Source organism: Janthinobacterium sp. SUN120, assembly GCF_030397735.1.
GTDB lineage: Bacteria > Pseudomonadota > Gammaproteobacteria > Burkholderiales > Burkholderiaceae_D > Janthinobacterium > Janthinobacterium kumbetense.
This window is the reverse complement of record NZ_JAPUBW010000003.1, coordinates 376,951-399,949: the sequence shown is the minus strand read 5'-3', so window position 1 is coordinate 399,949 and position 22,999 is coordinate 376,951. Positions and strand designations below refer to the sequence as shown.

The following is a 22,999-nucleotide window of genomic DNA, read 5'->3' as shown; positions in this document are numbered from 1 at the left end:
GCACCAGTAGCGCAGTGTTGTTCTGCGGATATCACCCCCCGAAAGGAAAAAAGAATGAATAAATTTGTAACGCTGTTTTTCGCTGCATCCGCAGTGATTGCTGGCTCGGCTTCGGCCCAAACCCCAACCTCCCCACCATTCGCGCCAGTTACCACTGACATCAAAGCACCAAGCCCAAAAAGCGCTTACGTGCAAGATGCCCGCGGCGTGATCGTGCGTGACCCATTCGGCCTGTGCTGGCGTACCGGCTACTGGACACCTGCTGACGCAGTGCCAGGTTGCGACGTGCCACTGTGCGTAGAGCCAGAAACCCTGCAAGACGGCAAATGCGTGGCTCCTCCAGCACCAGTCGTACCAGCACCGGCACCAGTCGTTGTCGTACCAGTACCAGTCGTAGTTGCTCCTACCTCGGAAAAAGTCAGCTTCGCTGCTGATGCATTCTTCGATTTCGACAAAGCTACGCTGAAGCCAGAAGGCAAAGCCAAGCTGGACGAGCTGTCCGCACAACTGGGCGGCATCAACCTGGAAGTCATCATCGCTGTGGGTCACACCGACTCCGTCGGCACCGATGCTTACAACCAAAAACTGTCGGTACGTCGTGCTGATGCTGTCAAAGCCTACCTGGTCACCAAAGGCGTTGAAAGCAACCGCGTGTACACCGAAGGCAAAGGCGAGAAACAACCTGTTGCTGATAACAAAACTGCCGAAGGCCGTGCGAAAAACCGTCGCGTGGAAATCGAAGTTGTTGGTACCCGCAACAAGTAATAGCTGAACCCCTGGACTTGCTGCAAGTCATCGCGCAAGTCAAGAACAGCATGAAAAACCCCGCCACGGCGGGGTTTTTTTTCGTCCGTGGCTGCCCAATTGTAAAATTGCCGCTATTATTCGACCTATGAACGCCGACCCTCTCGAAATCCAAAAATTCAGTGAGCTGGCCCACCGCTGGTGGGACCCCACTTCCGAGTTTCGTCCCCTGCACGAAATTAACCCCCTGCGCCTGGAATGGATCAACGCGAAAGTGCCGCTGGCCGGCAAGCGCGTGATCGACATCGGCTGCGGCGGCGGTATCCTGGCCGAATCGATGGCCCGCAAGGGTGCCGACGTGACGGGCATCGACCTGTCCGACAAGGCCCTGAAAGTGGCTGACCTGCACAGCCTGGAATCGGGCGCCAAGGTGCGCTACAAGCTGATCGCCGCCGAAGCCATGGCCGAGGAAGAGGCAGGCCAGTACGACGTCGTGACCTGCATGGAAATGCTCGAGCACGTGCCGGACCCCGCCGCCATCGTCAAGGCTTGCGCCGCGCTGGTGAAGCCGGGCGGCCACGTCTTCCTGTCGACCCTGAACCGCAACCCGAAAGCGTACCTGTTTGCCATCCTGGGCGCCGAATACCTGCTGCGCCTGCTGCCGAAAGGCACGCATGACTATGACAAATTCATCACCCCGTCCGAACTGTCGCAATACGTGCGCAGCGCCGGCCTGGACGTCAACAGCATGCGCGGCATGGGCTACAATCCGCTGACCAAGATTTACTCACTTAATAGCGATACCAGCGTCAATTATCTGGTGGCCTGCACCCGGCCGCTGTAACCATCACGCACAGTACAAGGCGGCTGCGGCCGCCATTTTTCATTCCTACTTGACACACTTTGTCCGCCATGATCACTGACCATCTGCCAGCCCCGCGCGCCATCCTGTTCGACCTCGACGGCACCCTGGCCGACACCGCGCCCGACCTGGCGGCGGCCATCAACCTGCTGCGCGCGCGCGCCGGCCTGGCGCCGACCCCGTATGACGTCCTGCGCCCCACGGCCTCGGCCGGCGCGCGCGGCATGATAGTCGCGTCCTATGGCATCGGCCCCGGCGAAAGCGGCTACGAAGCCCTGAAAGACGGATTCCTGAACAATTACGAAGCGGCCCTGGCCGTGGAAAGCCGCCTGTTCGACGGCATCCCCGCCCTGCTGGAAGGCCTGCAAGCCCTGGGCCTGGCCTGGGGCGTGGTCACCAACAAGGCCGCCCGCTTCACCGACCCGCTGGTCGGCCAGATCGGCCTGGGCGCCGCCGGCTGCGTGATCTCGGGCGACACCATGTCTCACCCGAAACCGCATCCCGCCCCCCTGCTGGAAGCGGCGCGCCGCCTGGATCTGGCGCCGCAAGACTGCTGGTACGTGGGCGACGACCTGCGCGACATCCAGGCCGGCCGCGCCGCCGGCATGCGCACGGTGGCCTGCGCCTGGGGCTACTGCGGCCCCGTCGAACCGCAGCACTGGAACGCCGACCACCTGCTGGATACCCCGCATGCGCTGCTCGAGCTGGTCAGCGCGGTAGTGAAGGCGGCGCAGGCGCGGCAATTGGCGGCATAAATCGGCCTGCGCTTGATCTGGCACACCAGCAAGCGAATGCACCATGCAAGAGTGGGCGGATTGCGCTACAATGAAGGTTCTGTGGGGACGACCTGGTTTCGACGTGGGTTGCAAAGCAGCGCAGGGCATACCGAGGGCGGGCTACCTCGTAAATACAACCTGAAAAAACTTAACTGCAAACGATAACTCGTACGCACTGGCAGCTTAATCGCTGTTAGCTCTAGAACACCTCGTCCCTGGGGTGGGCCGTCAAAAGCTCTAGAGTCATTTACAGGGACTCGTCGTATGCTGGGTTACTTAGCGTCCGACTAAATAATAGGTAACTCGCTTGCCCATAACGTGCACATCCGTGCTGGCTGAGTTAAATTAAATGATAGTGCTAAGTATGTAGAACTGTCTGTGGAGTGCTTGCGGACGCGGGTTCGATTCCCGCCGTCTCCACCACTGAATAAATAAAAAGGGCTTCCCCGTTTTGGCGGGGAGGCCCTTTTTATTTATTCCATGCATGCAGAACGCGGGCGTCGAATCCGCGTCCGGTACGGGCGCGGGGGTTTTGCGGGGCTTCGGCGAGCACAGCTCGGCGCCGCAAAACCGGGTTGCGCTTGCAAGCGCAACCCTCTCCGATTCGTCTGACTAGGTTTTGCGCCGCAGGCGGTTTTTCCTAGCGACAACATGAACTGCTCAGGCCGTGTACGAATGGCGGACCAGACCCTTGCCCGTGCAAGATCGTCGTTGGCCAGCTGATCCCCTGGTTCGGCACCATCATGCTGTCGGCGTTGCGCAAGAAAGACGTGCGGGCGAAGCTGGAGCCCATGACCGCGACCAACAAAACCATGGCGAACATCCAGAGCGTACTGCGCAAGGCGCTGGACGACGCGATAGAGGACGAGCTGATCGAGGTCAATCCGCTGGCGCGCTGGTGCTATTCCAAGGTCGAGGCGCCGCAATCGAAGGACGATATCGCCCCATTCACGAAAGAGGAGCAGGCGACAATTCTGACGCAAGCAACCGGCCAGGGGCGCAACCTGTTGCAGTTTGCCTTCTGGACCGGCCTGCGCACGTCTGAGCTGGTGGCACTGGACTGGGTCGATGTGGACTTCGTGCGCGGCGTTGTGTTGGTGACGCGTGCTCTCACACAGCATTCCAAAGCGGCAGAGAGCACGAAAACGAACGCCGGTCGTCGCGAAGTCAAGTTGCTGGAGCGAGCCATGCATGCGCTGCAGGAGCAAAAGGCGTTCATCTGGGCCAATGGAGAGGAAGTCTTTCAAAATCCACGCCTGGAACGGCGCTGGAAAGGTGACCAGCCGATCCGAAAAACATTATGGACCGGCGTCCTGCAAGGGGGCTGGCATTCGATATCGTAACCCATATCAGACCGTCATACCTATGCCAGCATGATGCTTTCGGCCGGTGAGCACCCAATGTGGGTTGCAAAGCAGATGGGGCATGCGGATTGGACGATGATAGCGCGGGTGTACGGACGGTGGATGCCGGATGCCGATCAAACTGCTGGATCAAAAGCAGAAAGTGTTTTCGGAACTTAAGGATTAGCTCTAGTACCGAGTTCTCATCTGATAGTTGGTTTTCACACATTAATAACTCCCCTAACAGAGGGGCAGAAAACGCCTCTCTACAGCCACAAAAAAAATAACAAAAAGCAAATTAATTTAAGCTAGAATCTCCACCAGTTTTACCGCTTGCTGACAAATCTTTGATCTTTGCCTGCCATTCATTATCAAATCAATACGTTTTACTTCATTAATGAGGAGAGCGGTATGTTGAAGAGAAATAGTCGCACTTTGGCCATGGGATGCATGGCACTTACCTGCACTTTATTTACCACCACTTCATTTGCACAACCCTCGCCCACTACGGAAGTCACATGGCAGGTAGTGAATAGATTTCCTTTATTCCTTAAAGATGTTTATTTTGCACGAATTGCGGGTATTCGCACTACCGAAAATCCCTCTGGCGATCGTTTATGGAATGCTAATGGAAGTGCAGGCGATACCGTAGACACAAAAGGGTTTACCCAGAAGTTACGGGACGTTTTCCCAGTCGTTTCCGAAACCGCTTGGCAGCCAGTTTCAGGCACGTATGCTGAACCGGAATTGATGCGAACGAGGAATTCAATCGTGGCTCAATCGTCGATCGTGGGCCAGAACTGTCAATGGGAACTCAAGGACTTGATGGCGGAGTCAATCACCAAGCGTGTCGACGCGGACTGCGCATACTCACCTGCACTTCCCATTGATATTACCAAGACCTATGAGTTGCGACTTCTGGACAGAAATGGCCTAGCTCTGTTGCCTGCAACTCGCGTAAAGACTCGCTCCCGTCTTGTGGTTGCTATGGGAGATTCATTTGCTTCAGGCGAGGGCAATCCTGACCATCCTGCAATTCTAGGCAGCAGCGAGCACACCGTTCCTGAAAAATGGATGATCTTACCTATTGGAAAAGGTAACTTCCGGCTTAAAGACAGTTCCCCGACGAATGGTGCACGATGGCTCGATGATGCATGCCATCGATCCCTCATGTCTTGGCCCGCCCTGACAGCTCTCCGCAGAGCAGTAATGAATCCCCATGAAGTGGTTCAGTTCGCATCATTTGCCTGCTCTGGGGCGGAGGTTTACGACGGCATCCTGACTCGGCAGGAAAACCCACCAGGAGCAGGCTACGCACTAGGCACCGTCGATCGCGTGAATACTAAAATCACTCGATTACGTCACTCACAGATCAGTTCACTTTCTCATTTGGTATGCGAAAAGTCAAATGATGCTACATTGAACGGTATTGGGGGCGAAAAAATCCAAGTTAATCACTCCACTTTCTTCAAGAAGGTCTATACGCCTCAATGCACTAAGGTGCGACATCAAGTCGATGATCTGCTGTTGATGGTTGGTGGAAACGATGCCGGATTCAGCAGTATCGTTATGTGGGTTTTGCGTCCACAAGAATTGAAAATTAGGCTTCCTTTTCTATCTCCAATTCTCAATGCCGCGGTAACCAAAGCCATGCATCCTTTGACGCCTGAGCAAGCAGGAGCTGCTTTTCCACATTTTGAAGGACTGTACTCCAATGTCCGATTGGCATTGGCCAGAGTTGGGGTCAAGGAAGAATCCACGCAACTGGCGCTGTACCCGTTCATCCTTTCTGCTGAAAGTGTCGCAACCCCCGAGGCTCGCACATCTTGCACGCTACGAACTGCAGACGGATTTATGCCTCTGCAGACGCTTGTTGGGGAACGAGCAATTCATGAAGGTGCACGTTTTGGAGCTATCATCAATAACCTCGACAGACTCAAGGAAGACTACATCACCCCATTACGCGAAGCGCAGAAGAAAAACATAGGTTTATGGCGTACGATAGACACCGCTACTGCGTTCGAGGGGCGCGGCCTCTGTGACACTGATGTTTGCGAAGGCGACAATTGTTCTACAGGTGATTTAATCCGATGGCAATGGCGTGACTCTGATGAGCACAATATACCGTGGAGTGAGAAATCATGCGAAAAAGCCAACTTAACCAAGCAACAAGTTAGCTATTTTTGCAAGGCGGCCCCTATGCGAAATCCATCATACTTCGACGCCTACGATCCTACGCGTAGACGTGGGTTGCGCTTTGGAAATGACGCTTTCCTTGCGGCAGCTGGAGTCTTCGAAAAATCACCTGGTCAAAAGGTATTTCGCCAAGATCCCATCACTGGCTTAGCACATCCGACAGGAAATGTCCATGCTCGAATTGCCGATCTTGTTTCACTTAGTGACTAAAATCTTAACAAAGCTCTATTGTCAGTATTTTGACAACCAAACCCTCAAGATACCGAAGGAATCTATGTTTACGGTAGGTTCGATTCCCGCCGTCTCCACCACTGAATAAATAAAAGGGCTTCCCCGTTTTGGCGGGGAGGCCCTTTTTATTAATTCCATGCATGCAGAACGCGGGCGTCGAATCCGCGTCCGGTACGGACGCGGGGGTTTTGCGGGGGACGAGCACTGCTCGTCCGATAGCCGCAAAACCGGGTTGCGCTTGCAAGCGCAACCCTCTCCGATTCGTCTGGCTAGGTTTTGCGCCGCAGGCGGTTTTTCCTAACAACAACATGAGCTGCTCAGGCCGTGTACGAATGGCGGACCTGCCCCTCGCCCTTTAGCCGGTAAAATCATACGCAAAGGTGGCCCGGCAAGCCACGCCGGCGGCGAGAAAAATAGCGAGTAAAACTACAAACACGGCCAGCGAGCCATATTCAGCAAAGACAAGACTATCCAAGTAACCAAACAGAAGGGCCAGCTGATCTGCGCTATCTCAAGGCATTGGCAGAGAAACCCAAACCATGAAAATTGCTCGCCTGCTTTCCTCCAGTTTCCTCGTGCTAGCCGTGGCCCTCGTCGTCTATGGTCTTTTCGGCCTCTCCCGTTTTGCCTGGTACACGGGCGCATACTATGATGAGCGCATGATCCTGTTCGACCACGGCTTCTATCCTTTTGCGTGGGGTATCGCGCTGCTGCTGATGGGACAAATCGCCCGCTTGCACCATCGTCGACCGGCCATGCTGCTCGCCGCTGGCACCGCCCTGATGCTCCTTGTCTGGAAACGAGCAACCGTGCCCGGTGCCATCGCCAATCAGCAACTTTTCCCTGACTCTGATTTACTGGCCGGACTGATTGTGACCACTGTCGTGGTCATCGTCCTGGCGCTGATAGACCGTCCTGTCGAGCAGGCCATCCGCAAGGCTCTTGGCCGCACCCGGTGACCCCGGGGGCAGATCTGCCGCCCGGACACGATCTCTACATTCAAGAATCACTCCTGCGACATTAGTCGCTGAACAGCCCTCCGATACTTCTCCACCCTCTCCAAATCCTTCTGCGTCGGCTCCCCTATCCTCGACAAATCGCTGTTCTCAGCCAGATCCGCCAGCTTGACGGCCTTGCCGACCGGATTCAGGGCTGCGCGGGCGATGAAATCCTCGTACGACTCGCCCTCGATCTTGGTCACGGCGCGCACGCCGTCGATGACTCCCCGGGAAAATCCTTCGCGCGCCAGGTCGTCGAAGGTGATTTTTCCATCGCTGTCTTCCACCACATCATGCAGTACGGCGACAATTTGCTGGGCGCCAGGGGCGACGCGCAGCATGACGCGCAAGGGGTGGAGTATGTATGGCGCGCCGCCCTTGTCCGTCTGGCCGGCATGGGTGGCGGCGGCGATTTCAATCGCGCGTTCCAGGGTGCCGCGTCTTGCGTGTTCACTCATGTTTACTCCTTGTTCAGTCCACGTTGGTTGCTGACCCCGTTGTGCGCCAGCCGCGGCGCTGCAAATGGCAAACGCTGCTGCACAGCAAGGCTGGCACCAGTAAATTGAGCACCGGTATCAGCATCAGCAAGCACAGCAGCAGACCCAGGGCCGCAATCGCCGGGCGCTGTGCGCGGCGCAACGCCGCTTGCTGTTCTGCGCCGAGCACGTCTTCGGCCGCCGCGCCGTAGATCATCCGGACATTCCAGGCCAGCAGGTACGACACCAGCACGCACATGGCCCACACGGGAATCAGCAGGGAAAGCAGCAGCAACAGGCGCCGCCAGACGGGGCGCGGGGCGGGCAGCTCCAGGCCGGCCGGAGGTTGCCACGGGGCATAGCGGCGTGCCGCTACAGTCTTGGCCTGTTCCAGCAACAACCAGCGCAGCGGCAAACGCGCCGTGCCGATGGCGCCGACGATAAAGACCATGACATAGAACAAGGTGGCCAGCGCCAGCAAGGCCAGAGCGATCTGGCCGATCGACAGCAGGGCCTTGGCGGCGCTGCCCAGGCCGCCGGCGATACTACCCATCTGCGAAAGCGTGGCAGGCCCGTTGGCCAGTGTCCCGACGCCATCCATCACGCCCAGGCCCAGCAAGCCGGTAACCGATACCAGCGCCAGCATGGCGCTCAGCTCGACAAAAAAACGGCCGAAGCAACCATACAGCCCCAGCCACAGGGCCACGACCGCCATGCACCACAGCGCGGAGCGCCACCACAGCCCCGCATGACGCGCATCGCGCAATCCCAGGCCGATGCACGTGAAGGCTTCCCGCCAGGCCAGCAGCCAGGTTTGCAATGTTTGTGTCACGCTCAGGCGTACTCCGCAATGAAGGGGCGGATACGTCGATCCGGATGTTGCCGATTGTACATGGACAAGGCTGGCGCACGCGCGCCCCTTCCTCAGCCGTCAGCAATCGCTATCGAAACGCAAAAGCAGTCGCGGCCTGCTCGGCCGGCTCGCAAGGCGAGGCATAACAGACTTGATTTCTGCCGGATGCCTTGGCCTTGTACAGTGCCGTATCAGCGAGTTCAACCAGTTCGACCGCCTGGTTTTCCAGGTGCGTCGGCATGAAAGCCGCCACGCCGACGCTGACCGTCACCACGCCAAGGGGATTGCCCCGATGCTCGACGCCCAGCGATTGCGCTGCCTGGCGAACGCCTTCCGCCACCGCCAGGGCGCCCGGCAAATCCGTTCCAGGCAATAAAATGACCATTTCCTCGCCACCATAGCGTGCCGCCAGGTCGCCCGGCCTGCGCATGCTGTAGCCGACCACTTTGCCGATTTTTCTCAGGCACTCGTCGCCGGCCACATGGCCATAGATATCGTTGTATTGCTTGAAGAAGTCGACATCGATCAATACCAGCGCAAGCGAGCCGTCTTCACGCTGCGCACGGCTGAACTCGGCAAGCAGCGACTGGTCGAAGTGGCGCCGGTTCGCCAGCCCCGTCAATCCATCCTGGTTGGCAAGGCGGGCCAGGGTTTCATTGATCAATTCCAGCTCATTGCGCGCCTCGAGCAATCCAGCCTCGCTCTTGACCCGCAAATCGATTTGCCGCACCACGCGGTATCCGATGAAGGCAATCAGCAGCACCAGCACGCCACCCACCGCGTTCTGTAAAATCGTGTCGAGACGCCACGAAGCGAGGACTTCATCCTGTGACAGTGCGGCAGAGACCACCAGTGGGTATTCCTCGACCCTTCGATAGCTATTGATACGCGTCACGCCATCGACGCCCGACTTGATCACGGCCGTGCCAACGGGACTTTTGGGCAAATAATCGTGGAACACGGGGAATTGCGAAATATCGCGTCCCAACAGGCTTTCATCGAAAGGCCTTCGCAATAAAAGAATGCCTTTTCCATTCGCAATGAAAATGGCGCCTTTTTTCCCTATCGAAAAGCGTTCATAAAACAACCTGAAATAATTCATGTCGATGGTCGCCAGCGCCACGCCGCCGAAACTTCCGTCGGGCATATTGATTCGCCGTGATACCGTGACTATCCATTGCCCCGTTGATTTGCTGCGCACGGGAGGTCCGACATAGGGCCCCCGCTCCTCATGCGTTCGATGGTAGTTGAAATAATCCCGATCAGAATTATTCAGATTGCTCAACAGCGTTTTCTGCGAATTCACGAGCCAGCTGCCATCCCTGGCATAGATGAAGATGCCGTGCAACTGGCGCAGCTCAGCGACACGGGTGACCAGCAATTTGTGCATGCGGGCCAATTCAAGATCGGAAACACCGTCTGTTTCCACCCGCTCCACCAGTCCGACCAGCACCGTATCGGCTTCCTTGATGGTGTCATAGGCATGCTGTGCAACAGATTGCGCCAGATTGGCGCTTTCGCGGGCCGCCTCACTCAGCTGTACTTCCCGTGCGCGCAAGGTCATCCAGAACTGGATCGCCAGGAGCGACAGGCACACCAGCACGACAAATGAGATGGCCAGCGGCAGCAAGGAAAATCCACGGAAACCTGCTCCCAACAAGCGTGGCGGCAAGCTGCGTGACCTGATCATGGCGACACTCCCGGATTGACATGCCGCAAAGTGTGCACCAAATAGGCAGCAACATACTCACACATCGTCACAAACAAGATACAAAAAAATTACCACTGCACTTGTCAGGGGGCATGGATGAAGAATCACTTTGCCTGCTGCGCCATGGTGCTCGCTCTTTTCTCAACGGCACATGCGGCTGACAGGCAGCGCCCGCCCTACCGCCGGCTCAACGGCACGTATTCCCCCGGCAAGCCCGACACCTCCAGCGCATCGGCAAACGCCAGCAAGAACTTCGCCGGGCCATGGTCCGACACCAGCAGGGAGGCGCCCTTGTGGCGCAGCAGTTTCAACACTTCCTGCTGGTGCGCCTGGTATTCGCTGGAGTGCCCGTAAAACGTTTGATACATCTCAAGGGTTTCCATGGCCTTGGCGGCCAGGATGAATTCGGGTTTGTCCATGATGTCTCCTCGTTGTTATTGCTGCCAAAACCACGAAAAAAACCTGCAAGACATGCGGCCCATGCCGGTCGCACTGCATTGCGGCAACCACATCCGTATTTCCATCATACGCCTCAACCCGGCCATTGCGCCGTCCTGTCGCGCATCTTTTTCCATTCCACCCGTCCTGCTACGTCACCGTGCATCCAGACCTGCGCCATTCCTCGCGTGCGCGCTAGCCGCACGTTCCCGCACATGGCATCATGCGCGTTACCCATTTACTCTGGCGACACATGGACCAATATCACTTCCTCGTTGGCGAATTCAAGAAAAATACCCCCTTCATTGCCGCCGCGGCCAGCGCACAGCTGTTCGCCTGGTTCGCGCACATCGGCGAACCCGTCGAGCGCTACGGCAACAAGCGCGGCAAGATCGTCAAGTTCTCACAGCGAAATTACGAGAAGATGCTGTTCGCGCCAGAGACCGACGGCATCGGACTGCTTTCGCCGCGTCTCGTGCCGCCCGACGAAGCTGACGAGGCCGTCAACTGCGACGCGCAGGCCATGTATTCATCGGGCTCGGAGCTGGTTCTGTCCATACGCGCCAGCAAGCTTGCGCTGATGCCGTTGTTCGACGGTGCCCGGGCCATACCCGGCCTGTTTGAGCATTGCGAATATGTGTACTGCTACGCTGAAACGCAGGGCTATGGCACCGGCTACGCACTCGGCTACCGGCAGATCGATGAAGCCCATCCGATGACCTTTGGCACTCCTTGCCCCGCAAATAACTGGGCCGCCATCAAGCGGCGCGGGCTGCTAGATTCGCACCTGCGCGATGTATATCCGATCAACGGTTTCACGCAGGCCAGACTGGATGCGCTGCCGCCCGAGCGCCGGCAAGCGCTGCGCGACGCGATGCAGGCGTATGGCCGCTGCGAAGAGCATGCCGGCTTGACTTTCTGGTACCTGCCGCCCGAGGAACTGGACGCCGCCCGCACCGCGCTGAACGCACACGCCATGCTGGGCGCCTATATCAGCCACCGACACCCATGACCACACATTTATCGCTGCACTGCTATCTGCAGGACGCCGCCGCCGAGCGGCCCCTGCCCTGCTCCGACGTGACCATCCAGGCCGACCCGGCCACCCTGCGCGCCATCGCCCGCTTCCTGCTGGCCAGCGCCGACACCTTTGATCAGGCGCAAGACCGGGCCGGCATGCACGCCCATCTGCAAGACGAATGGGACGGCTGGCAGGACGACTTCCCCGACCTCGTCGTGGTGGCGGCCTAGGTGGCAACCTAGCCCGGCGCCTGCGTCGGCGCGCGTCGGGTAACATACGCCACCTTTGCCATACAGAGAACACCCGATGCCCCATTCCCGATACGCCCTGCCGTCGCTGCGCACGGCCGTGCTGGCCGCCGCGCTGGCCAACCTGTCCGCCTGCGCCAGCCCGCCCGCGCACGAAACGCTGTTCCTCGCCACCACCCTCACGCCCGCGCACTCCTTCACCAAGGGCATCGAAGGCCCGGCCGTGGATGCGGATGGCAATATCTATGCCGTCAACTTTGCGCGCCAGCAAACCATCGGCAAGGTCAGCCCGGGCGGCATGGGCGAGGTGTACCTGACCCTGCCTGGCACCAGCATCGCCAACGGCATCCGCTTCGGCAGCCGCGGGCAGATGTATTTGGCCGACTACATGGAACACACGATTTACCTGGTCGACCCGGCCACGCGCGCGCTTACCATCCACGCGCGCGAACCGCGCATGACGCAGCCGAACGACATCGCCATCACGGCCGATGACGTGCTGTATGCAAGCGACCCGAACTGGAAGGAAAACACGGGCCGCGTGTGGCGCATCGCGCAGGACGGCACGGTGACCCTGGCGCTCGACACCATGGGCACGGCCAACGGCATCGAGGTGAGTCCCGACGGCAAGATCTTGTATGTGAATGAAAGCGTGCAGCGCAATATCTGGATGTACGACATCGCCGCGGACGGCAGCCTGAGCGGCAAGCGATTGCTGATCAAGTTCGACGATTTCGGCATGGACGGCATGCGCGTGGATGTCGACGGCAACCTGTACGTGACGCGCTACGGCAAGGGCAGCGTGGTCAAATTGTCGCCGCAAGGCCGCATCTTGCGCGAGATCAGCGTGCCCGGCTCCAAGCCGAGTAACATCACCTTCGGCGGCCCCGATGGCCGCACGGCGTACGTGACGGAAGTGGTGCAGGGACGGCTGCTGCAATTTCGCGTCGACCGCCCGGGCCTGGAATGGCAGCGGGCGCAGCAGCATAAAGTAAATGCGGCCAATGCGGCGGCAGCGGCGGCAGCCCCGCCACCGGCTGCCGCGGAGTCCGTCAGCGCGGAATGACGCGCTCCGCCTTCAACTTCTCGAACAGGTTGAAGAAGGCGTCTTGCGTATCCTGGTAATCGGGGAAGCCGGCCTTGCGGCTCTTGCCCATGTCCGTCATCACTTCCATCGGCCGGCCCAGGTCGGCATCCGTATGCCACCAGGAAGCGAGGCGGCCAATGTCAGGCTCCGCCAGGCCATGCTGCTGCGCGATGGCGCGCCATTGGGCGGGCGCGTCCTGCATGCGGCCGGCCAGCGGCGCCGTCGTCTCGGGCAAGTCCGCCGCCTCGATACCGAAATACGCGGCCAGGCGGGGCCACAGCCACTTCCAGCGGAACACGTCGCCATTGACGATATTGAAGTCCTCGTTGCGCGCGGCGGGGCTGTCCGCTGCCCACGCCAGGTGGCGCGCGATCTGGCCCGCGTCCGTCATGTCGGACAGGCCGTGCCATTGCGCGGGCGAACCCGGAAAGACAAAGGGCTGGCCGCTGGCCTTGCACAGGTGCGCATACACGGCCAAAGTTAATCCCATGTTCATGGCATTGCCCAGCGCATAGCCGATGATGGTATGCGGGCGGTGCACGCTCCACGTAAATCCGTACTGCGCGGCCGCTTCGAACAACCGGTCTTCCTGAGCATAGTAGAAATTCTCGACCGCCTGCCGGCCCTGCTCTTCGCGAAATGGCGTGACGGGCACGCTGCCCTTGCCATACGCATCGAACGGTCCCAGGTAATGCTTGAGGCCCGTCACCAGCGCCGCATGGCGCAAGTGGCCGGCCGGTCCCAGCGCGGCCAGCACATTGGCCACCATGGCGCCGTTGACGCGGATGTTTTCCTGCTCGTTTGCCTGACGTGCCCAGGCCGTGAAAAAGACGTGGCTGGCGTCCAGGCCCGCCAGGGCGGCGTTTACTGCCGCGCCATCCGTGGCATCCAATTGCAGGGAAGTGCAGCCTGCCGGCACGGGCGTACGGCCGCGCGAGACGCCCGTCACTTGCCAGCCCTGCGCCAGCAAGTGCGTGGCCAGATTGTTGCCGATGATGCCGCTGGCGCCGATGATGAGAGCGTGTTTTTGCATGAGAGAAAGCCTCCGAAAGAAAAAAACATCATATCCGCGCCATCAATTCTTATCCGCGATACTATTTCCCCTTATTCATGAATAAAATTCGCGAATCATGTTTTCATCGGAACATCTCAAGGGCCTCACACCGTTTCTCGCCACGGCCGACGCGGGCAGTTTTACCAGGGCGGCCGAGCACCTGCACCTGAGCAGCTCGGCCGTCAGCAAGAGCGTGGCGCGGCTGGAAGAGCGGCTGGGCGTGCTGCTGTTCGAGCGCAGCACGCGCCGGCTGAAACTGAGCGACGCGGGCCGCGCCTACTACGCCACCTGCAAGCGCGTGCTGCAGGAACTGATGGATGCGGAAGACGTGCTGGGCGAGCATGCGACGGAGCTGGCGGGCAAGGTGCGCATCGGCGTACCCGCCTCGTATGGCCGCCTGCGCGTGATGCCTGCGCTGCTGGAGCTGTGCGCGCAGTATCCGCGCCTGCAGCCGTCGATCGCCTTCAGCGACCGCTTTGTCGACCTGTTCGAAGAGCGCATCGACATCGCCGTGCGCATCGGCGCGCCCTCGCACTGGCCGGCCGCGCTGGGCCAGATGCACCTGGGCGACGAACAGCTGATCCTGTGCGCGGCGCCCAGCTACCTGGCGCGGCGCGGCACGCCCGCGTCCATCGCGGATCTGGATGGCCATGACTGCATCGCCTACGGACGCGGCGATGGTTCGCCCATGCCGTGGGTCTTTCCTGACGTCGCCACGGGCGGGCAGGTCGAGCACCGCCTGGCATCTCCCCGCATGACGGTGGGCGACGCGGAAGCGCGCACGGCCGCCGTACTGGCCGGCCTTGGCGTGGCGCAGCTGGCCACGTGGCTGGTGCACGAGCACCTGGCCACGGGCGCCATCGTGGCGGTGCTGCCGGCACTGGCCACGCAAGGCTTGCCCCTGTACCTGGCGTGGCCGCTGGCGCGCCAGCTGACGCCGAAAACAGGCACCCTGCTGCAGGAACTGCGGCAGCGGCTGACGATCAGTTGATTCAGTTGATTCAGTTGAAAATTCCGCTTGACCCTGACGTTACGTCAGGTGCGATTCTGCTTGCACGCACCCGGAAAGGAGTACCCCATGCTGTTGAAAATCGGTGAACTGGCCAGGATGACAGGCTTGAGCATCCGCACCCTGCACCACTACGACAGCATCGGTCTGCTCTCGCCCTCGGCGCGCACGCAAGCTGGCTACCGCCTGTACCAGCACGGCGACATGGACCGGCTGCACCGGATCATGGCACTGCGCAAGTTCGGGCTGTCGCTGGCCGATATCGCCAACGCCCTCGCCGGCCCGGACCTGCCTTTGCATTCCATCGTGGCGCAGCAGATCGCCATGCTGGAACACCAGATCGCGCAAGCTTCCACCTTGCGCGAACGCCTGCGCACCCTGCAGGCGCAACTGGCGCAGGGGCAGGCGCCGGAACTGGCCGAGTGGCTTACCACTATGGAGTTAATGACCATGTACGACAAATACTTTAGTCCCGAAGAACTGCAACAGCTGCCGCTGCTGACAGATAGCGCCGTGGAACAGGAATGGAAAGCACTGGTAGCGAGGGTGCGCGCCGTCAAGGAGGCGGGCGCCGGCCCCGGCGATGCGCAAGCACAAGCGCTGGCCACGGAATGGATGGTCAAGCTGGTGCGCGACACGGGCGCCCACCCGGGCCTGTTCGCGCGCCTGAACAGCATGCACGAGCAGGAACCATCGATGCAAGCGACGACCAGCGTCGATGCGGACATGATGCAATTCATCATCGCCGCCTTCAATACCTCGCGCATTGCGCTGTATCAACCTTTCCTCGATGAGCAGGAATACGCGTACCTGATGGCCAACTACGGCAGGCGCTCGGGCGAGTGGCCGGCCCTGATCGCCGCCGTGCGCGCCGCCATGGATGCGCGCACGCCGCCCACCGACCCGGCCGTGCTGCCGCTGGCGCGGCAGTGGCTGGACCTGTTCCGCTCGTATGCAGGCACGAACCCGGCCACGCAGCTGAAATTCCGCCAGGCGCACCAGCAGGAACCGCGTCTGATGGAAGGCAGCTTCGTCGACGGGGCCATGCTGCAATACCTGGGCGCGGCGATGGCCGTGGTGGCGCAGGAGCGTCCCGGCAAATAAGTTGACGTGTGGCATCTCGTGGGCGGGGCCATGTAGAATCGGCCTTCGCCCACGAGAGGAACAACCGATGCGCCGCTTTCTGTTTGCTTGCCTGACCCTGCCCGCCCTGCATGCCGCCATGGCGGCCGAGCCGCCCGTGCAAGGGGTGTGGCAGGGCACTGTGGGCAAAGCCAATATCGTGGCTTGCTTCAACCAGCCCAGCCCCACGCAAGGCGCGGACCGCAGCGGCAACTATTACTACACGCGCTACAAGACGCCGATCATGCTGGCCAAGCAGAACGGCAAGACGCTGTGGCAGGAACTCGACGCCAAGGGCGACACGACGGGCACCTGGTCCTTGAATGCACCGCAAGATGGCAAAGTCACCGGCACCTGGGCGGACCCGAAAAGCGGCAAGACCCTGCCCCTGGCCCTGACCCTGCTGGAAGCGGCGGGCGACCGCGAGCATCCATCCTGCGCCAGCGATGCCTACAACCTGGCGCTGGAAGATTTTCCCAGCACCAAGACGAGCAAGCCGATCACCTTCGAAGGCAGGCAATACCGCAACCTGCAAGTGGGCGACACCATCACCGTGGAATTGATCGCGCCCGGCGATGGCGTGACAAAAATCAATGCTCAGTTGCGCGCCGTGCTGGCAAAAAATAAAAAAGACCTGGCCGACTTCTATGCCACGCGCCGCGAATACCTGGGCCGCAACGGTTTCACGACAGAAGACGAAGTGTATGCGGAGCCGACCTACTGGTCGCCGCGCTGGGTGACGGTCAAGTTCTACCGCTGGGCGGCAGGCTATGGCGCCAACGGCATCTCCATCAAATTCCGTACCTGGGACGTCAAAACGGGTCAGGAAACGGACGTGTGGAACTGGTTTGGCGCCAGCGCCAGCGATGGCGACGACAAGGCCGAATTGCCGGACCGCTTGCGCCAGGCCCTGTTCAAGGACGTGAAAATCGATGCCGAATGCAAGGGCACGGATTACGACGGCCGCGGCCGCTTCCACCTGTCCCTGAAGCCGGAAGGCGTGTCGTTCTGGGAAGACTCGAACGGCAGCGGCTGCGAAAACGACTTTTTGCTACCCTACAGCAAGGTCGGCCCCTTCCTCACCGTCAAGGGCCGCGCCGCGCTCAGCGATTTGCTGCCGAAGAACTAAGCAGCACCTCTGCCACCATCTCCGCCGTGGCGGCCGCCAGGGTCCAGCCCAGGTGGCCGTGGCCCGTGTTGTAGTACACGCCCGGCGCCTTGCCCGGCCCCACTTTCGGCAGCATGTCCGGGAGCATGGGGCGCAAGCCCGCCCACGGGATCACCTTGCGCGTATTGATGCCCGGAAAACACTGCTCCACCCAGCGCACCAGCGGGCGGATGCGGTCGGCGCGGATGTCGTCATTGAAACCATTGAATTCCGCCGTGCCCGCCACTCTGAGCCGGTCTTCGCCCAGGCGGCTGCTGACCAGCTTGGTCGCGTCGTCGAGCAGGCTGACCTTCGGCGCCGCCGCGCGGCTGGCTGCGTCGTCGAGCTGCACCGTGATCGAATAGCCTTTCACGGGATATACATTCACGTGGTCGCCCAGCATTGCCGCCATGGCGCGGCTGGCCGTGCCCGCGCAGATGACGACGGCGTCGAACAGGGTGCTGTCCTCGCCCGCGCCGTCTCCCACGCTGATGCGCACCTTGCCGTGTTCGCGCGCCAGCGCGGTGACCTGTGCACCGTAGCGGCAAGCCACGCCCAGGCGCAGGCAGGCGTCGGCCAGGCCGCTGGTGAACTTGTGGATGTCGCCCGTGGAATCGCTGTCCGTGTAGTAGCCGCCGTAAAAGTCGCCCTGCAAGGTCGGCTCGATGGCGCGCATTTCCTGCCGCGTGACGGCGCGCCGCTCCAGTCCGCCCTGTGCCAGCAAACGCGACACGCCCGCCGCCCGCTCGAAGCCGCGCCGGTCACGGTAGACGTGCAGGATGCCGGCGCGGCGATGATCGAAATCAATATGCTCTTCCTGCGCCCAGGCAAACAAGTGTGCGCGCGCGGCGATCGCCAGGCGCGCCGTGGCGATGGTGTTGCGCTCGTAGGCGGGCATGGCGGCAAGGAATTGCGCAAACCAGCTCAGCTTGTGCCAGCTGGGCCATGGATGCAGCAGCAAGGGCGCATCGCGTCGCGCCATCCATTTCAGGGCGTTCAAAATCGTTGCCTTGTGGTTCCACACTTCCGCGTGCGAGGCCGACAATTGTCCGCCGTTCGCATACGACGTTTCCATGGCGGCGTAGCGGTGGCGCTCGATCAGGGTGACATTGACGCCCCGTTTCGCCAGCGCGTAAGCGGTCGTGACGCCTGTGATGCCCCCGCCCAGCACGGCCACCCGCGTCATGGTGGCGACACCTTGTGCACGACGGTATCGCCCGCCTGCAGTACGCTGCCGTCCGGCGCCAGCACGTCCATCCTGCGCACGGGCAAGCTTGAGGCGCGCTGCAGCAAGGTCGAATGCGCCTCGCCCGCTTCGAACAATTGCGCCTCGCTCCACTGGCGCAAGCCGACGATGACGGGAAACAGGGCCAGTCCCTTGGCAGTCAGCACGTATTCCTGGTAAGCCGTGCCGTCCGAGGCGGGGGCAACCGTAAAGATGCCCTCTTCCACCAGGGTGTGCAGGCGGTCGGCCAGGATGTTCTTCGCCACGCCCAGGCTTTTCTGGAACTCGCCGAACCGGCGCATGCCGTCGAAGGCGTCGCGCACGATCAGGAGCGACCAGCGCTCGCCGATCGCGTCGAGCGCGCGCGCCACGGGACAGGGGTCGGTTTTCAGGCTCTTGCGCTTGGCCACGGGCATTCTCCAGGATTGAGTGGTTGCATTTTAAAACTTCCCGGCGTAGACTCCAACTGGTTTTAATTTGAAACCACTTACATACAGACCCATGCGCGATACCAACCTATCCATCACGACAGCACTTCCCCCTTCCCTCGTCTGGCTGTTTGCCACGGCGGCCGGCCTCAGCGTGGCCAATGTGTATTACGCCCAGCCCTTGCTCGCCACCCTGGCGCAGGAATTCGGCATGACGGAAGCGGCCAGCGGCATGGTCATCACGGCCACGCAGCTCGGCTGCGCGCTGGCCCTGCTGCTGCTGGTGCCCCTGGGCGACATGCTGAACCGGCGCCGTTTGACCCTGTTCCAGCTGGGTTTGCTGGCCATCTCCCTGGCGGCGCTGGGCTGCGCCCGCTCCACGGCCGCCTTGCTGGGCGGCATGCTCCTGGTCGGCTTGCTGGGGACGGCCATGACGCAGGGCTTGATCGCCTATGCGGCCAGCGCGGCGGCCAGCCACGAGCGGGGCCGCGTGGTCGGCATGGCGCAGGGCGGCGTGGTGATCGGCTTGCTGCTGGCGCGCACCCTGTCCGGCGTGGTGGCCGATGTGGCCGACTGGCGCGCCGTGTACTTTGTTTCGGCGGCCATCGCCTGCGCCCTGTTGCTGCTGCTGTGGCGCAAGCTGCCGCCGGCGCAGCCGGCCAACCGACAACTGGCGTATGGCGCCCTGCTCGCCTCGATGGCGGGGATGTTGATGCACAACAAAGTCTTGCGCGTGCGGGGTACGCTGGCCCTGCTGATGTTTGCCGTGTTCAATATTTTCTGGAGCGCCCTGGTGCTGCCCTTGACGGCGCAAGGCTACAGCCATGCGGCCATCGGCGCGTTTGGCCTGGTGGGCGTGGTGGGGGCGCTGGGCGCGGCGCGCGCCGGGGCGCTGGCCGATAATGGCCGCGCGCAGTGGACGACGGGCGCAGCCCTGTTGCTGCTGCTGGCCGCGTGGCTGCCGCTCAGCTTTGCGGGCGCGTCCCTGTGGCCTTTGATCGTCGGCATCATCGCGCTGGACCTGGCGGGCCAGGCCATCCATGTGACGAACCAGAGCCTGATTTTCAAGCAGGACAGCGACGCGCACAGCCGCCTGGTGGCGTGCTACATGCTGTTTTATGCGGTGGGAAGCGGACTCGGTGCGATTGCCGCCACCAGCGTGTATGCGCTGGCGGGCTGGCATGGGGTATGCGCGCTGGGCGCGGCGGTCAGCTTGCTCGCCCTGCTGTTCTGGCGGCTGACCTTGCCTGCTGAAAAAGCTTAGTTCAGCATGGCCGCGGTAGAACCATGGCGATACGTCTTCAAGGCATCCGGCTGAATCTGGATCAGCGAACCGCTGACTTTAATCAAATGCAAGTCCGTCAACTGGTGCAGCACGCGCGACAGGGTGGCGGGCGCCAGGTTCAGGAACGATGCCAACAGACTTTTCTTCAAGTCCAGCTTGACCTCGTTCGAACGCTGCTGGTCCGAAGCTTGCAGCAGGTACTCGACCACGCGCTGGGTGGCGTTCTGCACGGAGCAGCGCTCCACGTTGCGGATAAAACCCATCAGGTGATGCGACAGGCTGTTCATCATCTGGCGCGCGATACGGGGCGACTGGTCCAGCAGGCGCAGCAGCGCATGCGGCGGAATGCGCAGCAGCAGGCAGTGCTCGAGCGCTTCGGCGCAGAACGGATACGGTTCATCGAGGAAAATCATGGCTTCGCCGAAACTCTGGCCCGGGCGGATCAGTTCCAGTACCTTGTCGGTACCTTCCATGGAAAACACGCTCAGCTTGACGAGGCCGAAGACCACCACATAGGCGCCTTCCGCCACTTCGCCCTTGCGGAACAGCACTTTGCCTTTTTCCACTTCGACGCGCACGACATCCTGGCGCAATTGCTCTAATTGCGAAGGGGAAATATGGCGAAACAGAGCCTGGCTCGATAGCAAGCCATCGACGTTGACCTTATGCATGACACTCTCTTATTAGATTAGCGAATGACTAAGAGTGTAATGCGCAGGCACGGTCAAGGCCATACGTCAAAGGAACTAGGGTTGTCTAGGCCGGAACGCCATGCAGATCAAACAATCTCGCATTCCTTGCGCACTATTTGCACTTTGTTTGATCTTTATTTGCTCAACTCACGCTCGACGGCATACACGGCGATCTGCACGCGGCTGCTGAGCTTAAGCTTTTTGAGGATGTTTTGCACGTGGATTTTCACCGTGCTTTCGGCCACATCGAGCTGGCGCGCGATTTCCTTGTTGCTCAATCCTTGCGCCAGGCAAGCCATGGCTTCGCGTTCGCGCGGCGTCAGCTTGTCATAGTCGGCCTGGGGCGCGTTCTGCCCCGCGCGGAACTGCGACACCAGCTTGGCCGTCATGGCGTCGGCAATCACGGACTCGCCGGCGGCGGCGCGGCAAATGGCCTGGCCCAGCTGCTCGGCTTCGATATTTTTCAGCAGGTAGCCGCGCGCGCCCGCGCGCAGGGCCGCGCCCAGGTCGGCCGCGTTTTCCGACACGGTCAGCATCAGCACGACCATCTGCGGCAAGTCCTGCAAGATCAGCTGCAGCGCCTCGACGCCGGACACGCCGGGCATGTTCAAGTCCATCAGCACCACGTCGGGCCGCAGTTCGGCCGTCAGGCGCACGCCGTCCAGCCCGTTCGATGCCTCGCCCACCACCTGGAATTGAGGATTGCGCTGCAGCAGCAGCTTGACGCCGCTGCGCAGCAAGGTGTGGTCGTCGACCAGCAGGATTTTGATTGGTGCGTTCACTATGTTTGTGGCCTGATAGGGATAAGTCATCTGTTACGCGGCCTGGCGCCGGGCTGCCGGCAAGGCCAGCGAGATCGTCGTGCCGCCGCCGGGCGTGCTGTCGATGGCAAATTGCGCACCGAGCCGCTCGGCTCTTTCCTGCATGATACGCAAGCCGATCTGCAATTCCGTTTTCTTGTCGCGCAGGTTGGCGGCGAAGCCTTCGCCATCGTCGCGCACCTGCAGCGCGAAATCGCGCCCGTTGACCACGCGCAGCGCCACGTTGCTCGCCTGCGCGTGCTTGCGGATATTCGACAGCGCTTCCTGCACGATGAACAGGATCTGCAACTGCTGCTCGGGCGCCAGCGGCGCGCCATTGCCGCTCATGTCCAGGGTGCCGACGACGCCCGTCTGCAGCTCGAACTTGGCCAGCACTTCCGACAGCTTGCTTTCCAGGTCGCTGCCATGCCAGCGGGTGCGGAAATTGACCAGCAATTCGCGCACGTCCTGGTAGCTTTGCTCGACGCCCATGCGCATCAGCGGCAACACTTCGGCCGCTTCGTCGAGCTGGCCCCGGCGCACGGAATCGTCGAGCATCTGCACTTGCAGGCTGATGAAGTTGAGGCTTTGCGCGATGCTGTCATGCAAGCCTTCGGCCAGCAGGCTGCGTTCGCGCGCCACGGCGAATTCCTTTTCGCGCGCGATCAGGCGCTGGTTTTCGATGGCGATGCCCAGGCTCTGGCCCAGCGTTTCCAGCCAGCCCTGCTGCTGCGCATGCACGGCTTGCGGGCGCGCAAAGTGCAGCGAAAAACTGCCCACCACCTGGTCGCGCGCGAGGATGGGGAAGACGGCGATGGCGATAAATCCTTCATCCTGGCAACGGTAACGCTGCAAGGCATCGACCTGGCGGAAATCGCGGATCTGGATCACGCCCTGCGCCACGGCCGCGCCGCACAGGCAATCGTTGTTGCGGATGCAGTGTTCCTCTTCCACCATGGCGTCGGAAATGCCCTCGTGCACGATGATGTGCACGGTATCGTGCTGCGGATCGAGGATGCGCACGGTGCCCCCTTCCGCCTGCGCGAATTGCATCACGTGGCGCAGGAAGCCGCGGCACAGCGCATCGATGGCGTGCTGTCCCGCCAGCAAGGTGGAAATCTCATGCAGGGTGGCCAGCTGGCGTTCCTGCGCGGCGCTCAGGCCCGATTCGGCTTGCGCCAGGCGGCGCTGGCGCCAGCGCGACGCTGGAAGTTGTTTGCGGGAAGATTGACTGCGCGGCGCATGCATGAAGA

Annotated in this window: 23 protein-coding genes and 1 other RNA gene; 14 read left to right on the top strand and 10 right to left on the bottom strand. The window is 61.0% G+C overall.

All coding sequences use genetic code 11. From position 1 onward, the window contains the following. The first annotated feature begins 54 nt into the window (after positions 1-54). From ompA to O0879_RS19670, 7 genes are all read left to right on the top strand, one after another. Entirely contained in the window at positions 55-765 is a 711-nt protein-coding gene (gene ompA, locus O0879_RS19700) for an outer membrane protein OmpA (protein ID WP_034782001.1), read from the top strand. Between the two features lie 127 nt (positions 766-892). Further along, the gene (gene ubiG / locus O0879_RS19695) at positions 893-1,588 is read left to right on the top strand and encodes a bifunctional 2-polyprenyl-6-hydroxyphenol methylase/3-demethylubiquinol 3-O-methyltransferase UbiG (protein WP_077400739.1); all 696 of its coding nucleotides are present in this window, start codon (positions 893-895) and stop codon (positions 1,586-1,588) included. Positions 1,589-1,656: 68 nt separating this feature from the next. Beyond that, the gene (locus O0879_RS19690; protein WP_289918305.1) at positions 1,657-2,361 is read left to right on the top strand and encodes an HAD-IA family hydrolase; all 705 of its coding nucleotides are present in this window, start codon (positions 1,657-1,659) and stop codon (positions 2,359-2,361) included. Between the two features lie 83 nt (positions 2,362-2,444). Then, positions 2,445-2,805, top strand: a transfer-messenger RNA (tmRNA) gene (gene ssrA / locus O0879_RS19685). Between the two features lie 320 nt (positions 2,806-3,125). Further along, positions 3,126-3,725 carry a tyrosine-type recombinase/integrase gene (locus O0879_RS19680; protein WP_289918304.1) on the top strand — a complete coding sequence of 200 codons (600 nt, stop codon included), beginning with the start codon at positions 3,126-3,128 and terminating at the stop codon, positions 3,723-3,725. Positions 3,726-4,136: 411 nt separating this feature from the next. After that, positions 4,137-6,131, top strand: a complete 1,995-nt coding sequence (locus O0879_RS19675) for a hypothetical protein (protein WP_289918303.1) — start codon at positions 4,137-4,139, stop codon at positions 6,129-6,131. 560 nt (positions 6,132-6,691) lie between these two features. Then, positions 6,692-7,111 (top strand): hypothetical protein, encoded by a 420-nt coding sequence (locus O0879_RS19670; protein WP_289918302.1) that lies wholly within the window; start codon positions 6,692-6,694, stop codon positions 7,109-7,111. Between the two features lie 47 nt (positions 7,112-7,158). Here O0879_RS19670 and O0879_RS19665 read toward each other — a convergent pair whose 3' ends face one another. The 4 genes from O0879_RS19665 to O0879_RS19650 form a co-directional block, all read right to left on the bottom strand. Beyond that, positions 7,159-7,608, bottom strand: coding sequence for a GTP pyrophosphokinase (locus tag O0879_RS19665; protein WP_289918301.1), 450 nt, complete (start codon positions 7,606-7,608; stop codon positions 7,159-7,161). Between the two features lie 13 nt (positions 7,609-7,621). Further along, positions 7,622-8,458, bottom strand: coding sequence for a hypothetical protein (locus O0879_RS19660; protein ID WP_289918300.1), 837 nt, complete (start codon positions 8,456-8,458; stop codon positions 7,622-7,624). A gap of 109 nt (positions 8,459-8,567) precedes the next feature. Further along, positions 8,568-10,169: a sensor domain-containing diguanylate cyclase gene (locus tag O0879_RS19655; protein WP_289918298.1), complete on the bottom strand. Its 1,602-nt coding sequence runs from the start codon at positions 10,167-10,169 to the stop codon at positions 8,568-8,570. Positions 10,170-10,366: 197 nt separating this feature from the next. Further along, positions 10,367-10,609 carry a hypothetical protein gene (locus O0879_RS19650; RefSeq protein WP_251349934.1) on the bottom strand — a complete coding sequence of 81 codons (243 nt, stop codon included), beginning with the start codon at positions 10,607-10,609 and terminating at the stop codon, positions 10,367-10,369. A gap of 272 nt (positions 10,610-10,881) precedes the next feature. Between O0879_RS19650 and O0879_RS19645 the strand changes: the two genes are divergently transcribed. From O0879_RS19645 to O0879_RS19635, 3 genes are all read left to right on the top strand, one after another. Further along, positions 10,882-11,640 (top strand): hypothetical protein, encoded by a 759-nt coding sequence (locus O0879_RS19645; RefSeq protein ID WP_289918296.1) that lies wholly within the window; start codon positions 10,882-10,884, stop codon positions 11,638-11,640. After that, positions 11,637-11,879, top strand: coding sequence for a hypothetical protein (locus O0879_RS19640; RefSeq protein ID WP_289918294.1), 243 nt, complete (start codon positions 11,637-11,639; stop codon positions 11,877-11,879). Before O0879_RS19645 ends, O0879_RS19640 begins: the two co-directional genes overlap by 4 nt. A gap of 76 nt (positions 11,880-11,955) precedes the next feature. Then, the gene (locus O0879_RS19635) at positions 11,956-12,963 is read left to right on the top strand and encodes an SMP-30/gluconolactonase/LRE family protein (protein WP_289918292.1); all 1,008 of its coding nucleotides are present in this window, start codon (positions 11,956-11,958) and stop codon (positions 12,961-12,963) included. On the opposite strand, the gene O0879_RS19630 is transcribed toward O0879_RS19635, so the two are convergent. Then, positions 12,950-14,017, bottom strand: a complete 1,068-nt coding sequence (locus tag O0879_RS19630; protein WP_289918290.1) for an SDR family oxidoreductase — start codon at positions 14,015-14,017, stop codon at positions 12,950-12,952. The two genes, O0879_RS19635 and O0879_RS19630, sit on opposite strands and share 14 nt — an antisense overlap. Positions 14,018-14,114: 97 nt before the next feature. Between O0879_RS19630 and O0879_RS19625 the strand changes: the two genes are divergently transcribed. From O0879_RS19625 to O0879_RS19615, 3 genes are all read left to right on the top strand, one after another. Beyond that, positions 14,115-15,029: a LysR family transcriptional regulator gene (locus O0879_RS19625; protein WP_289918289.1), complete on the top strand. Its 915-nt coding sequence runs from the start codon at positions 14,115-14,117 to the stop codon at positions 15,027-15,029. A gap of 87 nt (positions 15,030-15,116) precedes the next feature. Beyond that, entirely contained in the window at positions 15,117-16,151 is a 1,035-nt protein-coding gene (locus O0879_RS19620; RefSeq protein WP_289918287.1) for a MerR family transcriptional regulator, read from the top strand. A 67-nt stretch (positions 16,152-16,218) separates the two neighbouring features. After that, positions 16,219-17,298: a hypothetical protein gene (locus O0879_RS19615; RefSeq protein ID WP_289918285.1), complete on the top strand. Its 1,080-nt coding sequence runs from the start codon at positions 16,219-16,221 to the stop codon at positions 17,296-17,298. Here O0879_RS19615 and O0879_RS19610 read toward each other — a convergent pair. Both O0879_RS19610 and O0879_RS19605 read right to left on the bottom strand, forming a co-directional pair. Beyond that, entirely contained in the window at positions 17,273-18,502 is a 1,230-nt protein-coding gene (locus O0879_RS19610; RefSeq protein ID WP_289918284.1) for a D-amino acid dehydrogenase, read from the bottom strand. The genes O0879_RS19615 and O0879_RS19610 overlap by 26 nt on opposite strands. Next, a complete protein-coding gene (locus O0879_RS19605) occupies positions 18,499-18,951 on the bottom strand; it encodes a helix-turn-helix domain-containing protein (RefSeq protein WP_289918282.1) in 453 nt (150 codons plus the stop codon). The genes O0879_RS19610 and O0879_RS19605 overlap by 4 nt, the downstream gene beginning before the upstream one ends. 91 nt (positions 18,952-19,042) lie before the next feature. Between O0879_RS19605 and O0879_RS19600 the strand changes: the two genes are divergently transcribed. Continuing rightward, positions 19,043-20,233, top strand: coding sequence for an MFS transporter (locus O0879_RS19600; RefSeq protein WP_289918280.1), 1,191 nt, complete (start codon positions 19,043-19,045; stop codon positions 20,231-20,233). Here the strand turns inward: O0879_RS19600 and O0879_RS19595 are convergent. The 3 genes from O0879_RS19595 to O0879_RS19585 form a co-directional block, all read right to left on the bottom strand. Next, positions 20,230-20,925, bottom strand: a complete 696-nt coding sequence (locus O0879_RS19595; protein WP_034781930.1) for a Crp/Fnr family transcriptional regulator — start codon at positions 20,923-20,925, stop codon at positions 20,230-20,232. The two genes, O0879_RS19600 and O0879_RS19595, sit on opposite strands and share 4 nt — an antisense overlap. A gap of 155 nt (positions 20,926-21,080) precedes the next feature. Continuing rightward, a complete protein-coding gene (locus tag O0879_RS19590; RefSeq protein WP_170846465.1) occupies positions 21,081-21,758 on the bottom strand; it encodes a response regulator in 678 nt (225 codons plus the stop codon). A 3-nt stretch (positions 21,759-21,761) separates the two neighbouring features. After that, positions 21,762-22,994, bottom strand: a complete 1,233-nt coding sequence (locus O0879_RS19585; RefSeq protein ID WP_099665170.1) for a GAF domain-containing protein — start codon at positions 22,992-22,994, stop codon at positions 21,762-21,764. Between the last annotated feature and the right edge of the window lie 5 nt (positions 22,995-22,999).

Coding starts and splice junctions, on each gene's coding strand:
- O0879_RS19600 (WP_289918280.1), top strand. CDS start 19,043: ATGCGCGATACCAACCTATCCATCACGACAGCACTTCCCCCTTCCCTC.
- O0879_RS19630 (WP_289918290.1), bottom strand. CDS start 14,017: ATGCAAAAACACGCTCTCATCATCGGCGCCAGCGGCATCATCGGCAAC.
- O0879_RS19595 (WP_034781930.1), bottom strand. CDS start 20,925: ATGCATAAGGTCAACGTCGATGGCTTGCTATCGAGCCAGGCTCTGTTT.
- O0879_RS19665 (WP_289918301.1), bottom strand. CDS start 7,608: ATGAGTGAACACGCAAGACGCGGCACCCTGGAACGCGCGATTGAAATC.
- O0879_RS19620 (WP_289918287.1), top strand. CDS start 15,117: ATGCTGTTGAAAATCGGTGAACTGGCCAGGATGACAGGCTTGAGCATC.
- ubiG (WP_077400739.1), top strand. CDS start 893: ATGAACGCCGACCCTCTCGAAATCCAAAAATTCAGTGAGCTGGCCCAC.
- O0879_RS19680 (WP_289918304.1), top strand. CDS start 3,126: ATGCTGTCGGCGTTGCGCAAGAAAGACGTGCGGGCGAAGCTGGAGCCC.
- O0879_RS19675 (WP_289918303.1), top strand. CDS start 4,137: ATGTTGAAGAGAAATAGTCGCACTTTGGCCATGGGATGCATGGCACTT.
- ompA (WP_034782001.1), top strand. CDS start 55: ATGAATAAATTTGTAACGCTGTTTTTCGCTGCATCCGCAGTGATTGCT.
- O0879_RS19610 (WP_289918284.1), bottom strand. CDS start 18,502: ATGACGCGGGTGGCCGTGCTGGGCGGGGGCATCACAGGCGTCACGACC.
- O0879_RS19650 (WP_251349934.1), bottom strand. CDS start 10,609: ATGGACAAACCCGAATTCATCCTGGCCGCCAAGGCCATGGAAACCCTT.
- O0879_RS19615 (WP_289918285.1), top strand. CDS start 16,219: ATGCGCCGCTTTCTGTTTGCTTGCCTGACCCTGCCCGCCCTGCATGCC.
- O0879_RS19590 (WP_170846465.1), bottom strand. CDS start 21,758: ATGACTTATCCCTATCAGGCCACAAACATAGTGAACGCACCAATCAAA.
- O0879_RS19690 (WP_289918305.1), top strand. CDS start 1,657: ATGATCACTGACCATCTGCCAGCCCCGCGCGCCATCCTGTTCGACCTC.
- O0879_RS19635 (WP_289918292.1), top strand. CDS start 11,956: ATGCCCCATTCCCGATACGCCCTGCCGTCGCTGCGCACGGCCGTGCTG.
- O0879_RS19640 (WP_289918294.1), top strand. CDS start 11,637: ATGACCACACATTTATCGCTGCACTGCTATCTGCAGGACGCCGCCGCC.
- O0879_RS19645 (WP_289918296.1), top strand. CDS start 10,882: ATGGACCAATATCACTTCCTCGTTGGCGAATTCAAGAAAAATACCCCC.
- O0879_RS19625 (WP_289918289.1), top strand. CDS start 14,115: ATGTTTTCATCGGAACATCTCAAGGGCCTCACACCGTTTCTCGCCACG.
- O0879_RS19655 (WP_289918298.1), bottom strand. CDS start 10,169: ATGATCAGGTCACGCAGCTTGCCGCCACGCTTGTTGGGAGCAGGTTTC.
- O0879_RS19585 (WP_099665170.1), bottom strand. CDS start 22,994: ATGCATGCGCCGCGCAGTCAATCTTCCCGCAAACAACTTCCAGCGTCG.
- O0879_RS19670 (WP_289918302.1), top strand. CDS start 6,692: ATGAAAATTGCTCGCCTGCTTTCCTCCAGTTTCCTCGTGCTAGCCGTG.